We start from the raw sequence: 15204 nt of genomic DNA, 5'->3' as shown, positions 1-15204 counted from the left end.
CCTTGACGGCCTCGAAATGTCCGAGACCCGTCAAGATCGTCCCGCGAGGCCCGGGGCCGCTCCGTTCGGCCGCGCTCAGCCCCTGCGGCGCGCCGCCTCGTACAGCACGACACCCGCCGCGACACCCGCGTTCAGCGACTCCGCGCCGCCCGGCATGGGGATACGGACGAGGAAGTCGCAGGTCTCGCCGACGAGGCGGGACAGGCCCTTGCCCTCGCTGCCGATGACGATGACGACCGGTCCTTCGAGCGCCTCGAGATCGCCGACCTCGACCTCGCCGTCCGCCGCGAGGCCGACGACGGTGATCCCGGCCTTCTGGTACGCCTCGAGGGCGCGGGTCAGATTGGTGGCGCGGGCCACCGGGGTGCGGGCGGCGGTGCCGGCGGAGGTCTTCCAGGCGCCGGCGGTCATACCCGCGGCGCGGCGCTCGGGCACGACCACTCCGTGGCCGCCGAAGGCGGCGACGGAGCGGACGACCGCGCCGAGGTTGCGGGGGTCGGTGACGCCGTCGAGGGCGACGATCAGCGGGTCCTCGCCGTCATCGAAGGCGGCCGCGGCGAGGTCCTCGGGGTGGGCGTACTCGTACGGCGGGACCTGGAGGACGAGGCCCTGGTGGTTCAACCCGTTGGTCATCCGGTCCAGCTCGGCGCGCGGGGCTTCCATCAGGTGGATGTTGCCGCGCTGGCCGGCGAGGTGCAGGGCCTCGCGTACCCGCTCGTCGTTGTCGATGAACTGCTGGACGTAAAGGGTCGTCGCGGGCACGCCGTCGCGCAGTGCCTCGAAGACGGGGTTGCGGCCGACGACCATCTCGGACGCGCCCTTGCCGCCGCGGCGGGCGACGGGGCGGCGCTGGGTCTGCTTGGCCTTGGCGTTGGCGATCCGGTTCTTGACATGCCCCTTACGGGCGGACGCGGGCGGGGTCGGGCCCTTGCCTTCGAGGCCGCGGCGCCGGTTGCCACCGCTGCCGACCGTCGCGCCCTTCTTGTTGGACGTACGACGGTTCCTGCGCTGGCTGTTCCCGGCCATGACTACCTGTTCCCTGGTTCCCTGGTTCTTCACGTTCGTTGGTTCGCCCGTGCGTGTCTACCTCACGCACGTAACAAAGTGTGCCGCCCGGAGCCCCGGGCGGCACACTTTCGCCGGTCAGCGCGGTCCGAGCGTCCAGCGCGGGCCGTCTGGGCCGTCCTCGATCACGAGGCCGGACTGGTTGAGCTGGTCGCGGATCGCGTCCGCCGTGCCCCAGTCCTTGCGAGACCTGGCCGCCTGGCGCTGCTGGAGCACCAGGCCCACGAGCGAGTCCACCACGCCGTGCAGGTCGTCGCCCCGGTCGGTGTCGCCCGCCCAGCGCGGGTCGAGCGGGTCGAGCCCGAAGACCCCGAGCATGGCCCGTACCTCGGCGAGCCGCTCGACCGCGGACTCCTTGTCGTCGGCGGCGAGGGCCGAGTTGCCCTGGCGTACCGCGGTGTGGACGATCGCGAGCGCCTGCGGCACTCCGAGGTCGTCGTCCATCGCCTCGGCGAAGGCCGGGGGCACCTCGGCGGCGGGGGCGACATCCCCACCGGCCTTCTCGGTGACCCGCTGCATGAAGCCCTCGATGCGAGCGAACGCGGACTCGGCCTCGCGCAGGGCCTCCTCGCTGTACTCGATCATCGAGCGGTAGTGCGGGGTGCCCAGGTAGTAGCGCAGCACGATGGGACGCCACTTCCGGACCATGTCGGTGACGAGCACCGAGTTGCCGAGCGACTTCGACATCTTCTCGCCGGCCAGCGTCACCCAGCCGTTGTGTACCCAGAAGGAGGCGAAGTCGTCGCCGAAGGCCTTGGCCTGCGCGATCTCGTTCTCGTGGTGCGGGAAGATCAGGTCGAGGCCGCCGCCGTGGATGTCGAAGGCGGAGCCCAGGTACTTGTGGGCCATGGCCGAGCACTCCAGGTGCCAGCCGGGGCGCCCGCGTCCCCAAGGGGTCTCCCAGGAGGGCTCGCCGGGCTTGGCGGCCTTCCACAGCGCGAAGTCACGCGGGTCCCGCTTGCCGGTCTCGCCCTCGCTCGACGGCTGGCGCAGGTCGTCCAGGTCCTGGTTGGACAGCTCCAGATAGCCGGAGTAGGAGCGCACGTCGAAGTAGACGTTGCCCTCGGCGGCGTAGGCGTGGCCGCGCTCGATGAGGCCGCGCATCATCTCGATCATCTCGGGGACATGACCGGTGGCGCGGGGCTCGTATGTGACGGGCAGGCAGCCGAGCGCGTCGTAGCCCGCGTTGAAGGCGCGCTCGTTCTCGTAGCCGATGGACCACCAGGGGCGTTTCTGCTCGGCGGCCTTGGTGATGATCTTGTCGTCGATGTCCGTCACGTTCCTGATGAATGTGACGTCGTAGCCGCGGTAGTCGAACCAGCGGCGCATGATGTCGAAGTTCAGCCCCGAGCGGATGTGCCCGATGTGCGGGGCGGACTGCACGGTCGCGCCACACAGGTAGATCGAGACACAACCCGGCACGAGCGGGACGAAGTCGCGGATCTGCCGGGCGTTGGTGTCGTACAGCCGAATAGTCACCACTCAAGAGTAGTGGGCCCCGGGCAGTGCCCCGCGCCTGTTTACGGGGCGCGGGGCGGATTGTGACCAGGGGACGGCCCGGTGCGGAACGTGACCAGGGGGACGGCGCCCGACGACACCGGGGACCCCGGTCTGATCCCGGAAGGGGCGCGCGGTCATGGTCGAGGCCGTCTCCGGTCACGGCCGGCTCAGGCCAACGCGCCGACGACCTTGCGCGGGGTGATCCGGACGACCACACGCGGTGCGTCCTGGCCGGCCGCGGGGTTGAACTCGGCGTAAGGCTTGCCGGTGTACTTCATGGACAGCTCGTCGATCAGCTCCTGACCGCCCTCCGTGGTGAGCTTGGCGGTACCGCGGATCTCGGCGTACGTGTACGGCGCGTCGAACGGCTGCACGACCACGGTGGTACGGGGGTCGCGCCTGAGGTTCTTCTCCTTGCGGCGGCCGATGGTCGTCGAGACCAGGAGGTCGTTCCCGTCCCGCTTGACCCAGACGGGAGAGACCTGCGGGCTTCCGTCCGGCTGGATGGTGGCGATGTTCACGAACTGGGGGCTGTCGAGCAGTTCCTTGAGTTTGTCGCTGAGCGAGGCGGTCACGGCGCTGTTCCTCCGAAAACGGGGTGGGGAGTGTGGTGAGACGTCACCTCCGCGTCTACCCCACACACCGGCCCGCACCACGTCAGGACGCGCGGAAGACCAGCGCCGTGGCGATCGCTGCCAGTCCTTCGGCCCTGCCGGTCAGCCCAAGACCGTCGGTGGTGGTTCCGGACACGGATACCGGGGCGCCGACGGCGGCGCTCAGGGCCCGCTGGGCCTCGTCGCGGCGCTTGCCGATCTTCGGCCTCACGCCGATGACCTGGACCGCGATATTGCCGATCTCGAAGCCCTCGGCGCGCACGATCCGGGCGGCCTCGGTGAGCAGCGCCACTCCCGACGCGCCGGACCACTCGGGGCGGCCGGTGCCGAAGTGGGCACCCAGGTCGCCGACACCGGCCGCTGAGAACAGGGCGTCGCACGCGGCGTGAGCGGCGACGTCGCCGTCGGAGTGCCCGGCGAGCCCGTCCTCACCGGGCCACAGCAGGCCGGCGCACCACAGTTCGCGACCCTGCTCGAAGGCGTGGACGTCGGTGCCGATCCCGACGAGGGGCATGGGTGGCGCGGCTGGGTCGGGAGGCACGGAGGCGGTGTTGTCAGAAGCCATCGTTGGCCCTCCTGCGGGCGAGTACGGCCTCGGCGAGCACGAGGTCCAGCGGGCGGGTCACCTTGAACGCCTCCTCGTGGCCGGGTACGACCACGACGGGCGCGCCGAGTCGCTCGACCATCCCGGCGTCGTCGGTGGCTCCGTCGCCGCTCACGGCGGCGAAAGCCTCGTGGGCGCGCACGAGGGTGTCGCGGTCGAAGCCCTGCGGGGTCTGCACGGCGCGCAGCAGGGCACGCTCGGGGGTGGCCGTGACCGGCTCGGGCTCGCCCTTGGCACGGGGCTCGACCTGCTTGACCGTGTCGGCGACCGGCAGCGCGGGGACGACGGCCGGTGACCCGTCCCGCACGGCCTCGATCACCCCGTCGACGGTGTCGACGGGGACCAAGGGGCGGGCCGCGTCGTGGACAAGGACCGTGGTGACGGCGTCGGGCAGGGCGTCCAGCCCCCGGCGCACGGACTCCTGGCGGGTTTCGCCGCCCGGAACCACCAGATAGTCGGTGCGTTCGGGGAGCGCGTGCGCGTCGAGCAGGTGCTTGACCTCGGGGGCACCGTCCGGCGGGGCGACGACGACGACGAGGGAGACGGCTCTGGCGGCGGCCATGGCCCGTACGGCGTGGATCAGCATGGGGGTGCCGCTGATCGTACGGAGCGCCTTGGGCGCGCCTGGGCCGAGCCGAACGCCCCGGCCCGCCGCGGGGATCACCGCGGCGGTGCGGCCGGTGCGTGTGAGGTCTGACATCGGTTCCACTCCGGTGGTCGGGTGCTGCTCTGAGGCTTCCCGGAATTCCCGGCCGTCACGGCTGCCCCAGAGGGTCCCCGGATTGACATGGCCAAGACGTAGATGTCGCCGGCCAGGTTTGTGTCCTCGGCCGAGGTGGGTATGGCCTGGGAGGTACCCCCGGCTGGATTGCGGGGGAGAGCGCCGGGTACGACGCCTCGACCAGACCCTTCCGTGACGCTGGTCGGGCAGGTGCACCGGACGCGCCATGGACAGGGGACGACGGGGAAAGTCGGGGTATCAGGGTTGCCGAGCTAGCTGAGTTACGGGACGGGTGCGGGCATCTGCGGTCGGGCAGGGTGGGTACGAGTACGTCCGATACGGGCGAGACGAGTACGCGGGGCACCCGGCACGTCGCGTTCACGGCGTGGGTTCACGGCTTGACTGGTTCGATCTTACGAACATGCCGCAGCGCCCGGCGACACAACCTCATCAGCTGGTCAGCGGGCACCGCGGCATTCAGTTCTACGCTGTGAACGCGGACGCTGCACACACCACGTGCACGGACGTCCCGCACCGGCGCGTCAGGACGCGAGAACCTCGTCGAGCAGCGCCTCGGCCTTGTCCTCGTTGGTGTTCTCCGCGAGAGCCAGCTCGCTCACCAGGATCTGGCGGGCCTTGGCCAGCATGCGCTTCTCACCTGCGGAGAGCCCACGCTCACGCTCGCGGCGCCACAGGTCACGCACCACTTCGGCGACCTTGATGACGTCGCCGGAGGCGAGCTTCTCGAGGTTTGCCTTGTAGCGACGGGACCAGTTCGTGGGCTCCTCGGCATACGGCGCGCGCAGCACGTCGAAGACCCGGTCGAGCCCGTCCTGGCCGACCACATCGCGCACACCGACGAGGTCCGCATTGTCCGCCGGGACACGAACCGTCAGGTCGCCCTGAGCGACCTTGAGCACCAAGTAGGTCTTGTCCACGCCTTTGATCTGGCGAGTTTCGATGGCCTCGATCAGCGCGGCCCCGTGATGGGGATAGACCACGGTGTCGCCAACCTTGAACGTCATGTGACAGGTACCCCTTCCGTGGCTATCCAGAGTAACACGAGAACGGCCACTTCTGAATGGCGTTTTCGCAGGTCAGGGCATATCTCGGGGCTTGACAACAGCAACCCGAACGTGCTGAGGACGCCTTCCGCAAGCGGGTATTCGCAGGTCGGAGCCGCTGTGCAGGCGCACGGAAACGTGCACGTTACCCGCACCACAACCACCGCTTGAGTGGATAAATGTCTTGATTTGTCTGGTTCCCGGTCGCCCGCTTCGCATACTCCGTTCGAGGATCGATCACCCGAGCGGATGGATGTCGGGAAGGAATCCCGAATTGATCACCAAGGACATCCCACGACTCCCCCGGAGAGCCATCCGAGGGGCATCCCGGGTGCCCGCCGGCGTTTTTTCCGCGGGAATGTGTGATGGCCTGCGGAATTGATCACCGACCTAATGTGAACAGCGGACCAAATCCCGTCGGTGGAACGTCGGCGATCATCGGCGCCGGCCGGCGACCACCGGTGGCGACCCGATCCCCACCGTGAAGAGCGGCCGGGACAGAGCCACGGTGAAGAGGGATAGAGCCACGGTGAAGAGCGGCCGGGGATGAGCGGCGGAGCCGGCCGGGGTGGGCGGTGGCGAGAAGCCGGCCGGGGCCGGACGCGGTCAGGCGGGGCCTGGAAGGAGCCGCTCGGCAGAGCGTCCGGGGCGGCTCCGGCGGAGCGTGATCGCATCAGGGGCGGGTCGGGTGCGGGAGTCCGACCGCGGGTCGGTAACCTAAGCCCGCTGTACGACCGCCGCGCAGCAGCTCGTGCAGACCGTAAGACCTGTAAGACCTTCAGCCAGTCCGTACGTCCAAGGAGTTGCCGCCGCCGTGAGCCTCCCCCACACGTCGCCCGGGGGCGCCCGCAGCCTTCGGCGCGGCGCCATCGCCGCCGTCGCCCTGATGATCTCGGTCGCCTCGCTCTCCGCCTGCGGTGCGGGCAAAGACGCCCAGACACTGGAGATCAAGCCCGACAACGCCGCCACCACCGTCGGCGACATCAAGATCCAGAACGCGACGGTCATCACCCAGCCCGACCTCAAGGCCGAGGGTCCGGCGGTCGTGTCGGGGACGGTGTTCAACAACAGCACCAAGAACCAGACCCTCGAGTCCATCACGCTGCCGGACACCGGGCTGACCGTGAAGCTGAGCCCGGCCGACGGCAGCGGCGCGATCACCGTGCCGGCCGGCGGTTCCGTGCTCCTCGGCGGCGAGGGCAACGCGTCCGCCGTCATCGACAACGGCCGTGAGGCCGCCGCGGACGGCGAGCCGCAGAAGGTCGTCTTCCGGTTCAGCGAGACCGGCGACGTCAGCCTCGACGCCTTCGTGGTACCGGCGGCCGGCTACTTCACGTCATACGGCCCCTCGGCGCTCCCGCAGCCCCCGGCGTCCCCTTCGGCCCCCGCGTCCAGCCCGAGCGCCCCGGCGGCCGGGCACGGCGCCGAGGGTGAGGGCCTTGGCGACGAGGCGGGCGATGCGGGTACGGAAGCCGAGGCCTCCGAGTCCGCTGCCGCCGGGCACTGACGCCCCCAGGAACGCACACACGGCGGCGCCCCACCGGAAGGAAAGAACCGGTGGGGCGCCGCCGTGTGTGCGTCCGACGTGCCGCGGCGCGGCTTACGGCTCGAACTTGTAGCCCAGGCCGCGCACCGTGACCAGGTACCGAGGAGCGCCCGGATCGGGCTCGATCTTGGCCCGCAGCCGCTTGACGTGGACGTCGAGCGTCTTGGTGTCGCCCACGTAGTCCGCGCCCCAGACCCGGTCGATCAACTGCATACGGGTCAGCACCCGGCCCGCGTTACGCAGCAGCATCTCCAGCAGGTCGAATTCCTTGAGCGGCAGATCGACCTTGGCTCCCGCGACCGTGACGACATGGCGGTCCACGTCCATCCGGACCGGGCCGGCCTCGAGCGCCACCGGGGCGACCGCCTCCGGCTCGCCACGCCGCCGCAGCACGGCACGGATCCGCGCGACGAGCTCCCGCGAGGAGAAGGGCTTGGTCACATAGTCGTCCGCTCCTATCTCCAGGCCGACGACCTTGTCGATCTCGCTGTCCTTCGCGGTCACCATGATCACGGGGACATTGGAACGGCCGCGCAACTGACGGCAGACTTCGGTGCCGGGCAGCCCCGGCAGCATGAGGTCGAGAAGGACGAGGTCGGCGCCGTTGCGCTCGAACTCATCGAGTCCGTCGGGGCCCGTGGCCGCGACGGCGACCTCGAAGCCCTCCTTGCGGAGCATGTAGGAAAGGACGTCGCTGAAGGACTCCTCGTCCTCGACGACAAGCACTCGGGTCACGGAAGGGCCTCCGGGGCAGGCAGTGGTGCGCGTGTGATGGTCCTGGGAGCTGGACCGGGGTCGGTGTCGCAGTCGCGGCCGTACGCCTCGCCGCCGTCAGCATCGGCGTCGGCACCTTCATGGACGTCGGCGGCGCCGGCCGGGACGGTGGTGGTGTATCGGCGGTCCCGGTCACGGTCCCGGACGGAACCGGCTTCCGGCAGCCGCAGGGTGAAGGTGGAACCCTGGCCTTCGGTGCTCCACACCGTGACCTCCCCGCCGTGCGAGGCGGCCACGTGTTTCACGATGGCCAGGCCGAGGCCCGTACCGCCGGTCGCCCGGGATCGGGCCGGGTCCACTCGGTAGAACCGCTCGAAAATGCGCTCGCGGTCCTTCTCGGAGATACCGATGCCCTGGTCGGTGACGGCGATCTCGATCGCGTCACCGCCGGACACCGGGACACGCCGCGCGGCGATGCCGACGCGGGTGCGGGCCGGTGAGTAGTTGACGGCGTTCTCGACGAGGTTGCCGAGGGCGGCGGCCAGCTGGCCGCGGTTGCCCCAGACGTGCAGGCCGGCGGCGCCGCCCGCGGCCATGGTGATCTGCTTGGTGGACGCGGTGTGCCGTGAGCGGTCGATGGCCTCGGCGACCAGCTCGTCCACGCGTACCGGCTCGGCGTCCTCCAGCGGGTCGTCGTTCTGCACCCGTGAGAGGTCGATCAGCTCCTGTACGAGATTGGTGAGCCGCGTCGCCTCGATCTGCATGCGGCCTGCGAAGCGCGTGACCGCCTCGGGGTCGTCCGAGGCGTCCATGACAGCCTCGGAGAGCAGCGACAGCGCACCCACCGGGGTCTTGAGCTCATGGCTGACGTTGGCGACGAAATCGCGCCGCACGGCTTCTATCCGGCGGGCCTCGGTGAGGTCGTCGACCAGGAGCAGCACGAGCCGGGAACCCAGCGGTGCGACCCGGGCCGAGACCGCGAGCGCCTCGCCGCGGCCGGTGCCTCGGCGGTCCAGATCGAGCTCGACCTGGCGTATCTCACCGTCCCTGCGGGTGTCGCGGGCCATGTGCAGCATCGGCTCCACAGTCAGCTTTCCGCCCCTGACCAGGCCGAGCGCATAGGCGGCCGAGCTCGCCTTGACCACCGAGTCACTCTCGTCGAGCACGACCGCCGACGACCGGAGCACCGAAAGCACGGTGTCCACGCCCGGCGGCAGCGCGGCATCCGTGTGCAGGGAGGTGCGGGTGGGCCTTGCCTGGTCGCGCTCGCTCCAGCGGAACGCCAGCATGGCGATCACGCCGGTGCACACCCCGGCGATCGCGGCCAATGCGGCGACCGCCGCGTTCACGTCCATGCCATCCAGGTTATGCGGGCCCCCGGACACTCTCCCAGCCGTCCGGGTGGCACCTCGGGCACTCGTCGCCCAGAGTTCACTGAGGGGAAAGTGACGGTTCACTTCGGCGGGAGGGACCGTACGCGTACGGGGGCGACGGTGGCAGCGTGGGAGGCTCAACCCACTCATCCCACCCGGGGTTCGTACGTATCGAGAGAGGGACTTCCCATGCGGGACGCGTACCACGAGGAACTGGACTCGATCGGCGAGGGCCTGGTCGAGATGGCCCGGCTGGTCGGATCTGCGATCGGGCGTGCCACGACCGCGATCCTCGACGCGGATCTGAAGCTCGCCGAGAGCGTGATCGCCGCCGACCAGAAGGTGGACGATCTCCAGCACGACCTGGAGGCACGGGCGATAGCCCTGCTGGCCCGGCAGCAGCCCGTGGCGACGGATCTGCGCATCGTGGTGACCTCGCTGCGGATGAGCGCCGACCTGGAGCGCTCCGGCGACCTGGCCCAGCACGTGGCCAAGCTGGCCCGGCTGCGGTTCCCGAACACCGCCGTCCCGCGCGACCTGCACGCCACCATTCTGGAGATGGGTCAGCTCGCGCAGCGTCTCATGGCCAAGGCCGCCGAGGTGATCATCACCAAGGACGTCGACCTGGCACTCCAACTGGAGACGGACGACGACGAGATGGACCTGCTGCACCGGACGCTGTTCCAGCACCTGATCGACGACCGCTGGAAGCACGGCATCGAGACCGCGGTCGACGTGACCCTGCTGGGTCGCTACTACGAGCGCTTCGCCGACCATGCGGTGTCGGTCGCCAAGCGGGTGGTCTACCTGGTGACGGGCGAGCACGCCGACGAGATCCAGGCGGACACCGGCCCGGTCGAGGGCGCGTAAGGCAACGCCCGGTACCGCGGCGTCCCGTCGTCGCACTTCTGTGCGCCGTTGATGCGCCGGGCCGGGTGGGCATGCAATGGGGTGAGCCGACACGAGTACGTCCAGGAGGAGGGACCGACCCCCATGGCAGATTCCCCCGCGACCGACATACGTGAGCAGAACGTCTCTGTCGAAGTGCCCCCATCGCGCCACCTGCCGATCCTCGGCGCCTGCGGCTGCGGCTCCAGCTGCGGCTGCGGCTGCCAGTCCGGCGGGCCGTGCCAGTGCGGCGGCTGAGCACCTCGCGACCGACGCAGGGCCGGGAGGAGCAGCACATCATGACGAAGGGTCCGCCCCGGGCCGTGTGCCCGGGGCGGACCCTTCGTCCCACGTGGCTTCCCGCCCCGGGTCTCGCCGGGGCCCGGGTGAGCTGGGTTCACGCCGAGGCCCACAGTGGGCCCAGGCCATGAAAACGCCCCTGACCTGCGCCGTATGCGCAGCTCAGGGGCATGATCACCAAACCTAGTTCTTCTTGCCCTGGTTCCTGACCGCCTCGATGGCCGCCGCCGCAGCCTCCGGGTCGAGGTAGGTACCGCCCGGCTCGACCGGCTTGAAGTCGGCTCCGAGCTCGTACGCCAGCGGGATGCCGGTGGGGATGTTGAGGCCGGCGATGTCGGCGTCCGAGACGCCGTCCAGGTGCTTGACCAGCGCGCGCAGGCTGTTGCCGTGCGCGGCGACCAGGACGGTGCGACCGGCGAGCAGATCCGGGACGATGCCGTCGTACCAGTACGGGAGCATGCGGACGACGACGTCCTTCAGGCACTCGGTGCGCGGGCGCAGCTCCGGCGGGATCGAGGCGTAGCGCGGGTCGGCTGCCTGCGAGTACTCGTTGTCGTCGGCGAGCGGCGGGGGCGGGGTGTCGTAGGAACGGCGCCACAGCATGAACTGCTCCTCGCCGAACTCGGCGAGGGTCTGGGCCTTGTCCTTGCCCTGGAGGGCGCCGTAGTGGCGTTCGTTCAGTCGCCAGGAGCGGTGCACCGGGATCCAGTGGCGGTCGGCGGCCTCCAGCGCGAGCTGCGCGGTGCGGATGGCGCGCTTCTGGAGCGAGGTGTGGAGCACGTCCGGAAGCAGGCCGGCGTCCTTCATCAGCTCACCGCCTCGGACTGCCTCCTTCTCGCCCTTCTCGGTGAGGTTCACGTCCACCCAGCCGGTGAACAGGTTCTTCGCGTTCCATTCGCTCTCGCCGTGGCGGAGGAGGATGAGCTTGTACGTCGCGTCGGCCATGGCTCCGAGCCTAATCGACGGCCCTGACGGCCGACGATCGGCGTCCGGCCGTCATCACCGCGCTGGTCGCCCCGCTGAGGGCGGGGTACCTGATCGACGACTTCGGCGCCGAGTGGCCGTGGTGCTGCCGCGCGGCGCTCGGCACGGTGGGCACGCTCGGGTACCAGTCGCTGATACGCGAGCCGCCCGCAGAGCGCGGATCGACGGACGAGAGGCCGGCGGCAAGCGGAGGCCGGCCCCGGAGCCCGCCCTCCCCGCCGGCATGAGGTCCTTCGAGTGCGCGAGCACATGGGGCACATACGTGCGTGCCGCGCGATCCTCTTGCGCCACACGGACGACGGGCCTGCTGTGCCAGCGGTGACGTATCTCGTTCACGGCTATGGCGACCATCGCTCATCGAAGCCCTATCAGACGCCCTCCGGGCGCCCGGGCTTGGCCTGGGTCAGCCGCGTGAACGCATCCAGATTGCGCGTGGACTCGCCGCGTGCCACCCGCCAGGCGTACTCCTTGCGGATCGCGGTCGCGAAACCCAGCTCCAGCAGGGTGTTGAAGTCGCCGTCGGCCGCTTCAAGGACCGTTCCGAGCAGCCGGTCCAGCTCGTCGGGGGTGAGGACCGCGAGTGGCAGTCGTCCCGTCAGATAGACGTCACCGAGCTGGTCGACCGCGTAACCCATGCCGTACAGCTTGAGGTTGCGTTCGAGCAGCCAGCGGTGGACCCCTACCTCGTTCTCGTCAGGGTGGCGGATGACGAAGGCGTTGATGGACAGGGAGTGCCGACCGACGCGGAGCGAGCAGGTCGTGGACAGCTTGCGGGTGCCGGGGAGCGTGACGACGTACGTGCCCGGCGCAGGACTCTCCCACTGGAGTTCGGCGTCCTTCAGATACGCCTCGACGATCCCGGAGATCTCCTCAACGTCAGCCATGCTGGGAGCGTACGTGACGGCGGCGCTCCCGCATCGCTGCGATGTACACCTCCGCGGTCGCCGCAGCCGCCGTGTCCCAGCCGAAGCCCCGGGCATGCCGTGCCGCCGCGGCACCCATCCGATCCGTGAGGCCCGGGTCGTCGGCGAAGCGGCGCAGCTCGCGCGCGTAGTCGGCCGGGTCGTGGCCGGCGACGAGGAAGCCGGTCTCCCCCTCGCGCACCGCCACGGGCAGCCCCCCGACCGCCGCGGCGACGACCGGGGTGCCGGTCGCCTGGGCCTCGATGGCCACCAGGCCGAAGGACTCGCTGTACGAGGGCATGACCAGCACCGACGCCGCACGGAACCAGTCCGCCAGCTGCCCCTGTGCGACGGGCGGGCAGAACCGTACGACATCGGCGATACCGAGCCGGGCCGCCAGCTTCTGCAGGCCCTCCGGCTTGGCGAGACCGCTGCCACTGGGCCCGCCGACCACGGGGACGACCAGACGCCGACGCAGCGACGGGTCCCCGTCCAGCAGCAGCGCGACCGCGCGGAGCAGCACGTCGGGCGCCTTGAGCGGCTGTATGCGGCCGGCGAACAGCGGGATCACGGCATCCTGCGGAAGCCCGAGTCTGGCCCGGGCGGCGCGGCGGCCGTCCGCTACGCGGAAGCGGTCCAGATTCACACCCGGGTGGACGACGGCGGCCTTGGCGGGGTCCGCGTCATAGTGGTGCACCAGCTCCCCGGCCTCCTCGGCCGTGTTCGCGATCAGACGGTCGGCGGCGGCCACGATCTGGGTCTCGCCGATGACCCGGGCTGACGGCTCCGGGGTGTCGCCCTGGGCGAGTGCGGCGTTCTTGACCTTGGCCATGGTGTGCATGGCGTGCACCAGCGGGACGCCCCACCGCTCGGCGGCGAGCCAGCCGACGTGGCCGGAGAGCCAGTAGTGGGAGTGGACCAGGTCGTAGTGGCCCGGTCGGTGCCCCGCCCAGGCCCGCATCACGCCGTGGGTGAAGGCGCACAGCTGTGCCGGGAGGTCTTCCTTGGCCAGGCCCTCGTAGGGCCCGGCGTCCACATGCCGTACGAGCACACCGGGCGCCAGTTCGACGAGGGGGGCGAGGCCGCCCGCGGTCGCCCGGGTGAAGATCTCCACCTCGACGTTGATGGCGGCGAGTCGTTTGGCGAGCTCCACGATGTACACGTTCATACCGCCCGCGTCTCCCGTCCCCGGCTGGTGCAGAGGGGAGGTGTGCACGCTCAGCATGGCGATCCGGCGCGGTCTGCGGTGCTGGCCGGTGATGCCGCTGAACCGCAGCCGCGGCGGCGCCGCCAAGGCGCCGGCGAGCCGGGACACGTACTGGCTCACGTGGACGGGTCCTCTCCGGGCATGGGCTCGGGCTCTGGGGGGCTGGGCGGGGTGGCTCGGGGCTGAGCCGCGTCTGGATCCGCGCGGCTGGCGCCGGGTGGTCGGGCACTGGGCTATGGGCGGGCATGTCTCACAGGGCGCTCACGCCCTTTCAAGCGCCTCAACAGCGGCGACTCCCTCCCGCATTTCCCTTCACCGGTTCACTTTGCCTAATCATTGCCAAGCGTCGGGCGTGTCACGCGCACCGCCCCCCTGCTCCACCGCACGGTTCCCCTTGTTTTCCTGGTTAAGGGCTGTCCCGTAATCCGCGGTGGATCAGAGCGCGGCGTCAGGTGTATGGGGTCTCCCCCGGCCCTTGGGGCCGAGGGGTATGGGGTCTCCCCCGGCCCTTGGGGCCGAGGGGTATGGGGTCTCCCCCGGCCCTTGGGGCCGAGGCGTATGGGGTCTCCCCCGGCCCTTGGGGCCGAGGGGACGCAACGCAAGGCGGAGGGTCGCCCGCATACCGGGTGTATTCGGGCGATTCGACAACGTAGCGTGGGGGCACCTCCCGGCGAAGCCGGGGGGAGTGCCGTAGCTGTCGTCGCGCGCCCGCCGGGGATTACGGGACAGCCCTTACCCTCGTTCTCATGCCGCCGCGCCCCACCCCACCCTCGACCCGGCCCGTGGGCGCGGTGACCCGTGGCACGACGAATCCGAACCGGCTGCGCCGTATGGATCGCTGGATCGCGGCGACACACGGCCCGGCCCTGCGCCGTTCGACCGAGGCCCCCGTCGCGGTCGACCTCGGATACGGGGCGGCTCCCTGGACCGCCGTCGAGCTGATGCGGCGGCTGCGTGCCGCCGAGCCGCGTACCGAGGTCGTCGGTGTCGAGATCGAACCCGCGAGGGTCGAAGCCGCCCACCCCTACGCGTGCGAGGGGCTGCGCTTCGTACACGGCGGTTTCGAGGTCCCGCTGCCCCAGCGTCCGCTGCTGATCAGGGCGGCGAACGTGCTCCGGCAGTACGAGGAGGACGAGGTCGCCGCCGCCTGGGGCCGCCTGTGCGCCCGTCTCGCGCCGGGTGGGCTGCTGGTGGAGGGCACCTGCGACGAGATCGGCCGACGGCATGTGTGGGTGGCGCTGGGCCCGGAGGGCCCCCGGACGGTGACCTTCGCGACCCGGCTCGGGTCGCTGGACCGCCCGTCGGACCTGGCGGAGCGGCTGCCCAAAGCGCTGATCCACCGCAATGTTCCGGGTGAGCCGGTGCACGCGTTCCTCCGCGACTTCGACCGGGCGTGGGCAGCGGCGGCTCCATATGCCTCGCTGGGCGCGCGACAGCGCTGGATCAGGACGGTGGGAGACCTGTCCGCGGACTGGCCGCTGGCCGGTGCGGGGTCTGACGGGCTGCGGCGGTGGCGGCAGGGCGAAGTGACGGTGGACTGGAGCGCACTGGCTCCGAATTCCCGCTGAACGGCCGACGAAGGCGGCCGCGAGGGAACGCGCCGGGGTGTTGGTTCGTCTGTGACGGATGGGCGGACTGTGTGGCGGGCCGCTCGGCGCCCCTGTCGGTTTTCCACAGGGCATGGCACCATCGCGTCGTTGGAGCTAAGTTACTGACGGTCAA

14 protein-coding genes are annotated in these 15204 nt (G+C 70.5%); 3 read left to right on the top strand and 11 right to left on the bottom strand.

The window, feature by feature from the left end; translation table 11 throughout:
- Positions 1–75: 75 nt before the first annotated feature.
- The 6 genes from rlmB to V1460_RS02900 all read right to left on the bottom strand — a co-directional run bounded on the left by rlmB (position 76) and on the right by V1460_RS02900 (position 5529).
- The gene (gene rlmB / locus V1460_RS02925; RefSeq protein ID WP_338671942.1) at positions 76–1026 is read right to left on the bottom strand and encodes a 23S rRNA (guanosine(2251)-2'-O)-methyltransferase RlmB; all 951 of its coding nucleotides are present in this window, start codon (positions 1024–1026) and stop codon (positions 76–78) included.
- Positions 1027–1143: 117 nt separating this feature from the next.
- A complete protein-coding gene (gene cysS / locus V1460_RS02920; RefSeq protein WP_338671941.1) occupies positions 1144–2544 on the bottom strand; it encodes a cysteine--tRNA ligase in 1401 nt (466 codons plus the stop codon).
- Positions 2545–2732: 188 nt separating this feature from the next.
- Positions 2733–3140, bottom strand: a complete 408-nt coding sequence (locus V1460_RS02915) for a PPOX class F420-dependent oxidoreductase (protein WP_338671940.1) — start codon at positions 3138–3140, stop codon at positions 2733–2735.
- 82 nt (positions 3141–3222) lie between these two features.
- Positions 3223–3744, bottom strand: a complete 522-nt coding sequence (gene ispF, locus V1460_RS02910) for a 2-C-methyl-D-erythritol 2,4-cyclodiphosphate synthase (RefSeq protein ID WP_338671939.1) — start codon at positions 3742–3744, stop codon at positions 3223–3225.
- Positions 3734–4483, bottom strand: a complete 750-nt coding sequence (gene ispD / locus V1460_RS02905) for a 2-C-methyl-D-erythritol 4-phosphate cytidylyltransferase (protein WP_338671937.1) — start codon at positions 4481–4483, stop codon at positions 3734–3736. Before ispD ends, ispF begins: the two co-directional genes overlap by 11 nt.
- 563 nt (positions 4484–5046) lie before the next feature.
- Complete coding sequence (locus tag V1460_RS02900) at positions 5047–5529, bottom strand: CarD family transcriptional regulator (RefSeq protein ID WP_017945956.1); 483 nt, start codon at positions 5527–5529, stop codon at positions 5047–5049.
- A gap of 925 nt (positions 5530–6454) precedes the next feature.
- Here V1460_RS02900 and V1460_RS02895 point away from each other — a divergent pair.
- Positions 6455–7075 (top strand): DUF461 domain-containing protein, encoded by a 621-nt coding sequence (locus V1460_RS02895; protein ID WP_338677869.1) that lies wholly within the window; start codon positions 6455–6457, stop codon positions 7073–7075.
- Between the two features lie 93 nt (positions 7076–7168).
- On the opposite strand, the gene V1460_RS02890 is transcribed toward V1460_RS02895, so the two are convergent.
- Positions 7169–7849 carry a response regulator transcription factor gene (locus V1460_RS02890; protein ID WP_338671935.1) on the bottom strand — a complete coding sequence of 227 codons (681 nt, stop codon included), beginning with the start codon at positions 7847–7849 and terminating at the stop codon, positions 7169–7171.
- Positions 7846–9183, bottom strand: coding sequence for an ATP-binding protein (locus V1460_RS02885; RefSeq protein ID WP_338671934.1), 1338 nt, complete (start codon positions 9181–9183; stop codon positions 7846–7848). The genes V1460_RS02890 and V1460_RS02885 overlap by 4 nt, the downstream gene beginning before the upstream one ends.
- Positions 9184–9390: 207 nt before the next feature.
- Between V1460_RS02885 and phoU the strand changes: the two genes are divergently transcribed.
- Positions 9391–10071: a phosphate signaling complex protein PhoU gene (phoU, locus tag V1460_RS02880; protein WP_338671933.1), complete on the top strand. Its 681-nt coding sequence runs from the start codon at positions 9391–9393 to the stop codon at positions 10069–10071.
- A 501-nt stretch (positions 10072–10572) separates the two neighbouring features.
- Here phoU and V1460_RS02875 read toward each other — a convergent pair.
- The 3 genes from V1460_RS02875 to mshA form a co-directional block, all read right to left on the bottom strand.
- Entirely contained in the window at positions 10573–11334 is a 762-nt protein-coding gene (locus V1460_RS02875; RefSeq protein ID WP_338671932.1) for a phosphoglyceromutase, read from the bottom strand.
- Between the two features lie 407 nt (positions 11335–11741).
- On the bottom strand, positions 11742–12257 hold the full coding sequence (locus V1460_RS02870) for a YbjN domain-containing protein (RefSeq protein WP_338671930.1): 516 nt from the start codon (positions 12255–12257) through the stop codon (positions 11742–11744).
- Positions 12250–13602, bottom strand: a complete 1353-nt coding sequence (mshA, locus tag V1460_RS02865; protein WP_338671929.1) for a D-inositol-3-phosphate glycosyltransferase — start codon at positions 13600–13602, stop codon at positions 12250–12252. The genes V1460_RS02870 and mshA overlap by 8 nt, the downstream gene beginning before the upstream one ends.
- A gap of 626 nt (positions 13603–14228) precedes the next feature.
- On the opposite strand from mshA, the gene V1460_RS02860 reads away from it, so the two are divergent.
- Positions 14229–15050, top strand: coding sequence for a class I SAM-dependent methyltransferase (locus V1460_RS02860; protein WP_338671928.1), 822 nt, complete (start codon positions 14229–14231; stop codon positions 15048–15050).
- The last annotated feature ends 154 nt before the right edge of the window (positions 15051–15204 follow it).

It is taken from the genome of Streptomyces sp. SCSIO 30461, from assembly GCF_037023745.1.
GTDB lineage: Bacteria > Actinomycetota > Actinomycetes > Streptomycetales > Streptomycetaceae > Streptomyces.
This window is presented reverse-complemented; position numbering and strand designations above follow the sequence as displayed.